This window comes from Flavobacterium hydrophilum, from assembly GCF_003202405.1.
Taxonomy (GTDB): Bacteria; Bacteroidota; Bacteroidia; order Flavobacteriales; family Flavobacteriaceae; genus Flavobacterium; species Flavobacterium hydrophilum.
Map to the genome: position 1 here is coordinate 1,126,866 of NZ_QJHL01000001.1, position 13,006 is coordinate 1,139,871.

The 13,006-nt window shown below is 37.1% G+C and carries 5 protein-coding genes; all 5 read left to right on the forward strand.

Translation table 11 applies throughout. From position 1 onward, the window contains the following. The first annotated feature begins 231 nt into the window (after positions 1 to 231). The 5 genes from DMB68_RS04450 to DMB68_RS04470 all read left to right on the forward strand — a co-directional run bounded on the left by DMB68_RS04450 (position 232) and on the right by DMB68_RS04470 (position 13,001). Positions 232 to 4,764 carry a glycosyl hydrolase gene (locus DMB68_RS04450; protein WP_165830095.1) on the forward strand — a complete coding sequence of 1,511 codons (4,533 nt, stop codon included), beginning with the start codon at positions 232 to 234 and terminating at the stop codon, positions 4,762 to 4,764. A 303-nt stretch (positions 4,765 to 5,067) separates the two neighbouring features. Further along, positions 5,068 to 5,754, forward strand: a complete 687-nt coding sequence (locus DMB68_RS04455; protein ID WP_196783675.1) for a glycoside hydrolase family 16 protein — start codon at positions 5,068 to 5,070, stop codon at positions 5,752 to 5,754. Beyond that, positions 5,751 to 6,878: a glycoside hydrolase family 43 protein gene (locus tag DMB68_RS04460; protein ID WP_110345446.1), complete on the forward strand. Its 1,128-nt coding sequence runs from the start codon at positions 5,751 to 5,753 to the stop codon at positions 6,876 to 6,878. The genes DMB68_RS04455 and DMB68_RS04460 overlap by 4 nt, the downstream gene beginning before the upstream one ends. 83 nt (positions 6,879 to 6,961) lie before the next feature. Beyond that, the gene (locus DMB68_RS04465; RefSeq protein ID WP_110345447.1) at positions 6,962 to 9,379 is read left to right on the forward strand and encodes a sugar-binding domain-containing protein; all 2,418 of its coding nucleotides are present in this window, start codon (positions 6,962 to 6,964) and stop codon (positions 9,377 to 9,379) included. Positions 9,380 to 9,416: 37 nt separating this feature from the next. After that, entirely contained in the window at positions 9,417 to 13,001 is a 3,585-nt protein-coding gene (locus tag DMB68_RS04470; RefSeq protein WP_110345448.1) for an alpha-L-rhamnosidase, read from the forward strand. Positions 13,002 to 13,006 lie beyond the last annotated feature (5 nt).

Below are 13,006 nucleotides of genomic sequence, written 5' to 3' on the forward strand. Positions count from 1 at the left end.
CACTAAAGCATTATCTGTAAAAGGATAATGCTGGCGGTCTTTATGAACCTGGATTTTAGACTGAAAGATATTTTTCTATTTCAGATCTGCTTCAATCCGGTTAGAATTCACATGAATCATACATTTTTACCGGTTAATAATTGCGGAAGTTTTTGGTTTCTGCACCAAATTAATTTGTTACAAACTAAAAAAGTAAAACAAAATTTTAAAACAATTTTAAATAGATTTCATATGAAAAAATTATACACCTTTTTATTTTTCGGGCTATCGGTCTTTCTGTTCCGGATACAGGCACAGGCTCCTAATCTTCCGGTCAGGGTAACTTTGGCAACAGCATTAAGCGGCCCCAAAACATTTAGCAATAATGCGGCTTCGGATGTGATATCTTTTCCATTATCCATTCAAACTGAATTTACCCTTGAAGTAAAAGCAAAAGTAAATGCAGCTCAGGGAAGAGGATTAGATGTCGAGGTTAAAAACGCAACCGGACTCGGATTTAGAACCTCTTTGGATAAAACCACTTTTAATCATTCCACAGTTTTATCAGCCATAGAAAATCTAAGTACTTCTGCTGATAATGCTCAGGAGCAAACGTACAGGTATGCGGTAAAAAACGGTTTTGTAAATATCTATCAGGATGGCCATTTTTTAACTTCAAAAGCACTTGATTTTATTATTGACAATTCAGTAACGCAAACGGTTTACGGCTCAGATAACCTGTTAGGAAGATGGGCAGGAGTTACAGGTAATAATTCTGGCAAACCAAATGATTATGGCTGGGCAAATACCGTTGCAACACTTCCGTGGAATACCGCTAATTCAACGAGTGGTGTCCGGTATCTGGATGTGACTTCAGGTCATACATTTGAATCCGATAATACAGCATACAATGGAAGGATCATGTACATACGCTGGGATAATAGCGCATACTCGACTTCAACTTACAGTTATCCTGTAAAATTAGAAAAAGATATTAAATATGAATTTTCATGGATTTATGAATATGTCTCCAATTCTGCTCCCGGAACTCCCATCAATGTAGCGATTTCAACAACGGCAAATGGAACAGGGGTTATTGCTTCTAAAAGTTTTGTTACAGGAAATGCCAATAAATTAAGAAAAGGTGATTTTTCTTTTATAGCAACAGCTGATGGTACATTTTACATTACCATTACCGCCGGATCCGGACTTATGGCAATTGGCGATTTAAAACTTAAATCGTCAAATTTAATCAATACCTGGGATGGTTTTGCGAATGATAATGCAGGAACTCCAGCTGTTTATGGCTGGACAAACTCTGTTTCTTCCTCGGTTTTTAATACGGCAAATGCTCCCAGTGGAGTTCGCTATATGGATGTGACTTCCGGACATGTACTAGAATCGGATGGTACAAATTATTCCGGAAGACTTCTGTACATTCGATGGGACGCCGCTCAGGAAAATTCAGTGTATTCTTTTCCCGTACAGCTGGAAGCTTCTAAGGATTATCAGTTTTCGTGGTTGTATGAGTATATCTCAAATTTAGCTCCCGGGTCTCAAATGAATGTTTCGGTTTCAACACTGGCTAACGGTGCCGGAACAGTTCTTTCAACCAAAAGTTTTACAACCGGAGATGTCAATAAACTGAAAAAAGGAGATTTGTCATTCCAGTCTCAGGCCGCCGGTACATATTACATCAACATAACTGGGGATAAAGCACTTTTCGGAATAGCCGATTTGAAAGTTCAGACGCAGCAAATAGCGAATATTGTGATTGGTAAAAATTATGCTGCAGGTGCCGTTGATATGGTTGTGAGTTCTGTAACTTTTGAAAATACAGCCTATGCTCCTGAAAAAGTAATCAGCCCTTCAACTGAAACGGCAGAAATTACAAGCAGCCTAAATGTTGGTGCTTATGCAAAATCAAGCGTGGTTTTGAACGGTGCTGCTTCTTTATATTTAAAAAATGCCAACAATCCATTAATTAATACAACAGTCAATTTAAATTCAGCAAACGCCCGATTGTATTTTGAAAACAAAAAACCGAGCGAGGTTATTAGTTCTTATCTACAGTACATTTCGTTGAATGGCGTTCCGGCCGGTAATGGCACAAATGTTCAGGTTACCAATTATGGAAGTGGTGCCGTAGTTGCTCCTTATTCGATAAACGAAATGCCTTTGGAGGTTTTTACAGCAGAAAATTTTGGAGGCACTTCCCAGCAATATGCAGCCGTAACCCCTCATGATAATTTGAGTTCGTTTGATAATACAATCAAATCCTTCAAATTGAAAAAAGGATACATGGCAACTTTTGCTTCAAATGCTGACGGAAGCGGATATAGCAGAGTTTATATCGCAGAAAATCAGGATTTGGAAATTGCAGTTTTGCCTGTGAATTTAAATGGAACTATTTCTTTTATCAGAACAATGAAATGGCATGAAGTCAACAAAAAAGGATTGGCAGGCGGAAGTACCGAGGCTATGGATGCCACGAATATTACCTGGTACTACAACTGGAATACCGGAATGAGTTCTACACCAAATATTGAATATGTACCGATAAGACAGACCAATTTCTGGCCTTCATTTACTCCTGCTTACACAAAAGAAGGTTATACGCATCTTTTAGGATTTAATGAACCAGACCGTCCTGATCAGGCCAATATGACAGTTGAAGCAGCGATAGCTTCCTGGCCGGCATTGATGAAATCTGGTTTAAGATTAGGCTCTCCGGCAACGTCAGATCCGTTCAATCCGTGGATGGGGACTTTCATGGCACAGGCTGAAGCCAATAATTACCGAATCGATTATGTAGCGATTCACTGTTATTGGTACAAAACTGCTGCTCAGTGGAAAAGTGATCTTCAGAATATCTATGACCGATACAAAAGACCGCTTTGGATTACGGAATGGAACATAGGAGCCAACTGGACAGCAAATAATTTCCCGGATGGGCCAACTTTATTGACGGATGCAAATGCAATCAAACATAAAAATGATTTAGCAGCGATATTAACCTTGCTGGAAACTACAGATTATGTAGAACGCTATTCAATCTATAACTGGGTTCAGGATGCAAGGGCAATGTATGTTACGATAGACGATGCCTTTAAGACCAGAAATCCGAACTGGCAAAATTATGTGTGGCTTCAATCTGCCCCTGTGATTTCAAGTACAGCTACAAGTTATGTGGTTTTAACCCCGGCAGGTGAATATTATGCCAATAATGCTTCGGCAAAAGCCTTTAGTTCGAATAGAGAATACATTCCAACCTGGAAAACAAAAGTGGAGACACTGAGTTATCAGCTGTCTTCAGATTATCAAAATATTACCGTAAACTGGACGGGTAATAATGCTGATTTAGTAAATAAATATATTTTGGAAAGAAAGTTAGACGGCGAAAATGACTTTTCTGTTTTTTATGAAACAACAGATTATAAAGTTATTAAGGAGGTTGATGTAGTTCATTCAAAAGCAGAATACCGAATCAAAGTGGTAGGTAAAGACAATACAGAATCAACGTACTCGGCTGTACTGGTTTTTGAGCAGTCTCCAATTGCCGCTACACCTTCCGATATCGTTGGAAAGGCATTATCGAAATCCATTATCAATTTAAAATGGCCGGCAGTTGCAGGAGCAGAATCCTACACAATCAAAAGATCGGAAACGGTGAATGGCACGTATGAAGATGTGGCTGTATATTTAAAGAAAACAACTTTTGATGATATTAATTTACAGGAGAATAAAGACTACTTCTATAAACTGGCTGCTGTAAATACAGGTGGTGAAAGTCCCTATTCTTCGCCTTTACAGGTTAAGACAATGGCGTTTGCAATTCCGCTTGCAGTTGAAAACGCAACTTTGGCTTACGGTGATGCAAGAGTTAATCTCAAATGGGATTTTATGTATGATGCCGGTTTTTATGTAAAAAGAGCCACTTCAGCCTCAGGTCCTTTTACGGTTATCGCAACGATTACTGCAAATGAATATGAGGATGTATCGGTTGTAAACGGAAATCCATACTTCTATAAAATCTCTGCTTACAACTCCTTAGGGGAAGGTCCTGATTCGGGCATTTTAAATGCAACACCTGCACAGGGTCAAAAAATTACGGGAAGTATAATTGGGCATCAGGGATCTTATAACAATAGTGGCTTCACAATCGAAAAGGCTTTTGATGAAGATATCACCACTTTCGTGGATGGTCCAACGGCAATTGGGTATTTAGGATACGATTTTGGAGCTGATAAAAAAGCGAGTTTGACAGACATCAGATATGTTCCCCGAAACGGATTTGGCAATCGTATGCCCGGAAGTGAAATTCGAGGCTCAAATAGCGAGGATTATCTGAATGTTTATGAGGTTTTACATGTGATTATGCAAACTCCTGCCAATGACCTTTTTGCAACAGACAGCGGTTTGGCTACTCCAAAATACAGATATATCTATTGGTACACGCCAACAGGTTACGGAAATATAGCAGAACTTGAATTTTACGGAAGTATCGATACAACATTATCAACAAATAAACCGCAGACAGGACTGGCAGGAAATATAACTGCTTTTCCAAATCCAACATCAGGATTTGTGGATATTAATTTCCCGAATGGCGATAATTCCCAAAAAATTACAGTTTATACGGTAGATGGAAAAATAATTTCTGAATCGGATTATACAGTTGAAAATGGAAAGGTTCATCTCAATCTGGAGCGTAACAGTGCAGGATTATATTTTGTAAAGCTGCATGCTTACCCGAATAAGACGATCAGAATTATCAAAAAATAACGATTAATTAAATCAAAAAATAAAGTTAGTTTGGTTTTATAATGTGTTTTGGAAAATGGGGGATTTTGAGCGATCCCCCATTTTTATCTGAAAATATAGAAAGACCAGATGATAAAAATGTATAAAATGAAGTTTAAAATCAGCAGTTATTTGGTTTTAGGAAGTGTAATAGGAGTATTGTACGGTTTCATTCCATTTGAAAATGAATTGATTAAAAATGAGCAATATTAATTAGTCTGGAGTGATGAATTTAATAAAGATGGTATTCCAGATGAAAAGAACTGGAATTACGAAACCGGCTTTGTGAGAAATCAGGAAGACCAATGGTATCAAAAAGAGAATGCCTATTGCAAAGACGGATTTTTGATTATTGAAGCCCGAAAAGAAAATCGGCTCAATCCGGATTTTGTATCTAAAACTTATGACGACTGGGCTAAAAGCAGAGATTCCATAAAAGTTACGTCTTCTTGTTTGATTACACGTGGCAAACATTCCTGGCAATATGGCCGGTTCGAAATGCGGGCTAAAATTCCTGTAGGAAAAGGAATGTGGCCGGCATTTTGGACTCTGGGCATAAAAGGGAACTGGCCTGCAAATGGCGAAATTGATATTATGGAATATTACACAGGAAAAATATTAGCAAATGCCTGTTGGAAATCAGATGAGTCAAAAACAGTCTGGGACAGTGCAACAAAAAGTCTGCGTGATTTTAAAGATAAATCCTGGTCAGATCAGTTTCATATCTGGAGAATGGACTGGGATTCGCAATGGATTAAATTATATGTGGATGATCAGTTGCTGAACGAAATCAGTGTTGCAGAATCAATAAAATATAAAAATCAAAAGATAAAGCCCTTTCAGCAGCCACATTATCTCTTAGTAAATCTGGCAGTAGGAGGAATGAATGGCGGTGAATTTACAACTGATGATTTGCCGTCACAATACATAATAGATTATATCAGGGTTTATCAAAAAAAAGCAATAAAATGAAATTAAAATATTCGATACTTATAAGTTTTATATGTGCCTTTGTTTTCGGTCAGAACAATCATTTTGCACCGGGAAAAGAATGGAAAGATACAGATGGAGTGCATATTAACGCTCATGGCGGCGGTATCATTTTTATGGATGGGACTTATTATTGGTATGGTGAATTTAAAACCGAAGGCAAAGGTGGAAATACCGCTTTAAAAGGTGTCAGCTGCTATTCATCAAAAGATTTGTACAACTGGAAAAATGAAGGCATTGTTTTAAAAGTAGAAGAAGACCGCAATTCTGAAATTACAAAAGGCTGTATCATGGAGCGTCCAAAAGTGGTTTTCAATAAAAAAACAGGTAAATGCGTTATGTGGTTCCATCTGGAATTGAAAGGACAGGGCTATGATGCTGCCATGGCCGGAGTTGCTATTAGCGATTCGCCAAAAGGACCTTTTACATATATAAAATCATACCGCCCCAATAAGGGAGTCTGGCCAATAGATTTTAAAGAAGAGTTTAAATCAGCTTCAGCCAATACACAAAATTTGAAATCCTGGACACCCGATTGGCTAACAGCAATACAAAATGGCATGCTGGTTCGCAGGGATTTTCAAAAAGGGCAGATGTCAAGAGATATGACGGTTTATGTGGATGATAACGAGAAAGCGTATCTGATTCACTCATCTGAGGATAATTTAACACTGCATATTTCGGAATTGACAGATGATTATCTGGATTTTACTCAAAAATGGACAAGAGTAGCACCTGCCGGTCATAATGAAGCACCCGCAATTTTTAAAAAAGACGGAATGTACTATATGATTACTTCCGGTTGTACGGGCTGGGATCCTAATGAGGCACGTTCGTTTAAATCGGAATCTATCTGGGGGCCATGGGAATCTTTGGGAAATCCTTCCTTTGGAAAAGATGCTGAACTGACTTTTCATTCACAAAGCACTTATATTTTTCAGGTTCAGGGCAAAAAAGACCAGTTCATTTTTATGGCAGACCGCTGGAAACCAGATAATCCAATTGAGGGAAGTTATGTATGGTTACCAATTATAATCGAAAATGAAAAACCCATCCTGAAATGGTCAGACGAATGGACTCTCGATGATTTTAATCAAAAGAAATAAAAGTAAAACATAAGCGTAATATTTATATATTTGAAAGTGTTGTTTTTACACTTGTTTTTAAAATATCTTATATATAAAATTAAATGAAAGAAAATATAAAAACGTTATTCATAATTAGTTTACTATTAATTGGAATTTCTAAAAGTTTAGCACAAAATAGAGATGTGGAGCGAAAACAACGGTTTAATTCGGATTGGAAATTTGCTTTGGGAGATGTTTCTGAAAGCAGCAACCCCAATTTAGATGACAGCAGTTGGAGAAAATTAAGTATACCTCACGATTGGAGTATTGAAGGAAAATCAGAAAAAAACAATGTAAGTGCCGGAGATGGCGGTTTTTATCCAATGGGAACCGGCTGGTACAGAAAAACATTTTCAATTCCTGCAGCATGGGCAGATCAAAAGATTTCAATCTATTTTGAGGGCGTTTACATGAATGCTGAGGTTTTTATTAATGGTAAATCAATAGGTTTTCAGCCTTATGGTTATACTTCTTTTGAATTTGATCTTACACCTCATTTAAATTTCGGACGGCAAAATACAATTGCCGTTAAAGTTGATAATTCACAACAAAAAAACTGCAGATGGTACAGCGGCTCTGGTATTTACCGCAATGCATGGCTGATGGTCAAAAACCCGGTTCATGTGAAAAACTGGGGTATTGCGATTTCTACCTTAGAAGTTAAAAATAACAAGGCTGCAATTCAGGTTAAAACGGTTGTTAAAAACGAAACCTCAATTTCACAAGATTTTTTGCTTTCAACAGTTATGAAGTTTAAAAAAGATAAAAACCCTGCCATTTCTGAAAGCAAAATTACAGTACTGCCAAATGAAGAAAAAGAAATCACACAAATACTGACAGTAGAAAATCCAAAATTATGGACAATTGAAGTACCTAACCTTTATGAAGTGAAATCCGTAGTTAAAACAGCTTCAAAAATATTTGATGTGGTAACAACAGATTTTGGAATCCGAACCATAAATTTTAGTGCTGAGAACGGTTTTTTATTAAACGAAAAAAAAATAAAATTAAACGGAGGCTGCGTACATCATGACAATGGAGCTTTGGGTGCAGCGGCTTATGACCGTGCTGAGGAGAGAAAAGTAGAGTTATTAAAAAAAGCAGGATTTAATGCTGTCAGAACTTCGCATAATCCGCCTTCTGAAGCTTTCTTAAATGCCTGCGATCGATTGGGAATACTTGTAATTGATGAAGCTTTTGATGGATGGAGAGAGAAAAAAAACGATTATGATTATGCTATAATTTTTGATAAATGGTGGAAGCATGATGTAGAATCTATGGTGCTGCGTGACCGAAATCATCCATCTGTAATTATGTGGAGTATTGGCAATGAAATTATAGAGAGAACCAAGCCTGAGGCAGTTGAAACAGCAAAAATGTTAGCCAATGCCATTCGAGATATAGACGCTACTCGTCCCGTTACATCGGCAATGACTACCTGGGATCAGGGATGGGATATTTTTGATCCTTTGATGGCAGCTCATGATGTTGCCGGTTATAATTATCAGCTGCATCGTGCAGAATCAGACCATGAAAGAGTACCTTCAAGAATTATTCTACAGACCGAATCGTATCCTAAAGATGCTTTTATCAACTGGAATTTGGTTCAGAAACACAATTATATACTAGGCGATTTTGTATGGACAGCAATGGATTATTTAGGTGAATCAGGTATTGGCAGTTATGTCTATCCGGGAGAAGCTGACGGAGAACACTGGACTGCTAATTTATACCCCTGGCATGGTGCATACTGTGGTGATGTGGATTTAATGGGCTGGAGAAAACCAATTTCGCATTACAGAAGTATGCTGTATAATGACAGCGAGAAATTATATATTGCTGTTCGTGAACCAAATCCTGAGAGCGGAGCCATTAAATTAACATCCTGGGCTGTTTGGCCAACTTGGGAAAGCTGGACATGGCCGGGTTATGAAGGCAAAAATATCGAAATCGAAATCTATTCTAAATATCCGAAAGTAAGACTGTATCTGAATGGAAAAAATATCGGTGAGAAAGAAACTTCAAGAGCACAGGAATTTAAAGCCACTTTTGCGATTCCATATGCAAGTGGTGAACTAAAAGCGGTTGGTTTAGAAAATGAAAAAGAAGTGGAATCGGTTTCGTTAAAAACAGCCAATCAGGCTTCTAAAATTAAATTAACAGCTGATCGTAAAACTATAAAAGCTGATGGTCAGGATTTAGTTTACATAAGCGTTGAAATCACAGATGATAAAGGTCTTTTGGATCCAAATGCAGGAAATGAACTTACTTTTAGTGTTTCAGGCGCCGGAACAATTGCAGGAGTAGATAATGCCGATTTAAAAGATCCTGATTTGTATGTTGCGAATTCCCGAAAAGCATGGCATGGGCGTGCTTTGGTAATTATTAAAAGTAATAATAAGTCAGGAGTTATTAATCTTGAAGTAACTTCTCCGGAATTAAATAAAGGCGTAATTAAAATACAATCTGCCGGAAAATAAAAAAATTGTAAATAAGACAGTTACAAAATATTAAAAAATGAATCAATTAAAAACATTGTTACTTTTAACCGGTATTTTTAGTGTGTCCTTGTTTTCTCAGCAAAAAGAAAATAAGGCATTACTTTTTTCTACTGATATTCAAATTAGTAATCTTAAGGTAGAAAATACAGTAACTCCTATTGGTCTTGATATATACCAGCCTGTCTTTAGCTGGCAAATGGAAACCGTTCACAAAAACAGAGGTTGTTATCAGAATGCTTATCAAATTATTGTAACAAATAATCTGGGCTTAGAAGTTTGGAACACTGGAAAGGTTAAAAGTGGAGCATCCATCAATATAAAATATAAGGGCACAAATTTTAAACCCACAACATTATATAATTGGAGGGTAACCGTTTGGGATCAAAAAGAAAAAAAGTACTCCGCAAAATCGTGGTTTGAAACCGGTTTGCTGAACTCTAAAATGGTAACGAATATCGATTCAGATAAAGAAACAACCGCCTGGTTCGGAGCAAAATGGATTGGAGGTAGTGTTAATGATATGGTTTTATATTCCCAATACCTCCCTGTGTTTGTTATCAATAGCACGATTCAGCTGGATAAAAAGCAGCAATCGACAAAAGCATCTTTAATTTATGGTGCTAACGATCAGCGTTTAATGGGCCGAAATAAAAATCAGTACAAACTCGAAAACAAGAACGGTGAGAGTTATATTCAGCTCGAATTAGATATGGCTTCTTTGAATTCTGAAGGAAATGCAAAACTGAATATTTATCGGGTAGGCTATCATCCAAATGATAAAAAAGAAACTCCTTTTAAAAGTTTTTCTATTCCGAATTCGATTATTAATAAAGAAAACCGGTATAATCTGCATACTATAAGTGTTCAGACTTGTTTGGGAGTTACCAAGATTTATATTGATGGGAATTTAAAAGAAAATCTGGCTGCCGAACTCAATTTAAATCCGTTAGGAGCCGGAGGTGATTTTATAGCTTTTCCTGTTGTAGGCGATATTGGTTTTTCAGTACCTAAAGGAGAAAAAGCACAGTTTTCGAAAATTGAAATTAAAAACTATAGAAGTCCTTCAAATGTGATTTTTTCTGATGAAGGCAATGCTCAAGGTATATTTTCATCATTTAAAGAAGTAACTGTTGAAAATAATAGCTATGCTGTAACAGGAGCAAATAAAGGAGCTTTTATTTTGGCAAATCCAAGTCAGAATTCCATGCCGATGTTGCGTACCGTATTTGGAATCGATTCTCCTAAAATAAGTAAAGCCCGATTGTATGTGACGGCTCGCGGTATTTATGATGTTTATTTGAATGGAAAAAAAATAGGAGACGATTATTTTAATCCGGGACTAACACAATACAACAAAACCCATTTATACCAAACCTATGATGTAACGGCAAATATCCAGGAAGGAAATAATGTTTTGGGAGCCATTCTTGGAGAAGGCTGGTGGAGTGGTGGCAGTAGCTATGTTGGAGAAAACTGGAACTTTTTTGGTGATCGTCAATCGATGCTGGCAAAATTGGTAGTTAGTTATGCCGATGGAAGCGAAAAAATTATAACCAGTAATCCTAAAACATGGACGTATTTTAATGATGGCCCCATAAAATACAGCAGTTTTTTTCAGGGTGAAGTTTATGATGCACAAAAAGAGAAATCGATTAAAGGCTGGAGTACACCTTCGTATGATGCTTCTAATTGGCATCAGGCGTCAGCCATAGGAACTGATGGTTTTGTAAGTTTAGAAGGGACGGCTTATTTACCCAATTTTAATAATTTTTCGGATGCTCAATTGATAGGGCAGCTTGGTACAACTGTTAAGCCAATAAAAGAACTAACAGCTCAATCAGTTACAGAAGTTCGGCCGGGCGTTTTTGTTTACGATATGGGACAAAACATGGTAGGCGTACCTAAAATCACCCTTAATAATGTAGAAAAAGGAAAGGAAATTACATTGCGTTATGCCGAAGTTTTATATCCGAATTTACCGGAATACAAAGGCAATGAAGATTTACTGATGCTTGAAAATGTCAGAGCAGCCATGTCACAGGATCTCTACACAACTAAAGAAGGCAACGAAACTATAGCGCCACGATTTACATTTCACGGCTATCGTTATATAGAAATAACTGGTATGGATAAACCCTTACCGTTAACCGATGTTAAAGGAACAGTATTAAGTTCGATACATGAATTATCTTCGCATTATCAAACCTCAAATCCTTTGGTAAATAAGTTGTGGGAAAATATTACCTGGTCAACTTATGGCAATTTTCTGTCAATACCAACTGATTGCCCTCAGCGTAACGAACGTTTGGGGTGGAGTGGGGATATTTCGGTTTTTTCCAGAACCGCAGTTCATTTAGCAGATGTGAAACAATTTCTGAAAAGACATATGCTGGCGATGCGGGATATTCAACGACAAGATGGACGTTTTCCTGATGTGGCTCCAATAGGCGTAGGGTTTGGAGAAACTTTATGGGGGAGTGCGGGAATTACCGTTGTCTGGGAAAATTATCTGCAATATGGAGATCTCAGTTTGCTGGAAGAGCATTATGAGGCTATGAAAAAGTACGCCAATTATCTGATAGCCGATATTGATAAGCAAACAGGTGTTTTAAAAGAAAAAGAAAGAAATACGTGGGGTTCTTTAGGAGACTGGCTGAGTTTAGAAGATTCTAAAAACGAAAAAACACTATTTTGGGAAGCCTACTTTATTTATGATTTGGAAATTATGTCTAAAGTGGCAGCTCTATTAGATAAGAAGAAAGATCAGGAACATTTTTCAGAGTATTACAAGCACCGAAAAGATTTTTTCAATAAAACTTACTTTGATAAAACAAGAGGAAAAACCTCATTTAGGGGTAAAGTTATAGATACCCAAACTTCTTATGTGCTGCCTTTTGCCTTTAATGTTTTGGATAAAGAGAATTCAGATTTGGCTATAAAACAGTTTGTAGCTTCCATACAAAGAGAAAACAAAACAGATCAGGGTGTTGTTTGTCCGCCCTATTCCTTAATGACTGGATTTATTGGAACTGCATGGGTCAATAAAACGCTTTCGGATAATGGGTATTCTGATGTAGCCTATCAATTATTACAAAACAAATCTTATTCTTCGTGGTTGTATCCTGTCACCCAAGGAGCTACTACTATTTGGGAACGATTAAATTCGTATACACATAAAAACGGATTTGGAGGAAACAACCGCATGAATTCTTTTAATCATTACGCTTTTGGCGCGGTAGGAGCATGGATGTATAATTATTCGTTAGGGATTGTAAGAGATGATAATTCACCCGGATTTAAACATTTTGTGTTACAGCCAGAACCTGATACTACCGGACAAATGACTTTTGCAAATGGCTATTACGATTCGATGTACGGACGTATTGAAAGCAGTTGGGAAACAAAAAACGGTAAATATGAGTTCCGCTTTGTTGTACCTGCCAATACAAACGCAACACTTTACCTGCCAGCTTTAAAACAAAATGATGTAAAGATAAATGGCGATAAAAACGGAATCAAATTTTTGAAGATAGAAAATAATAAGGCTGTTTTTGAAATAGAATCCGGAGAATATATGTTCGAAACAGTTATCAGGAATTAAACAGG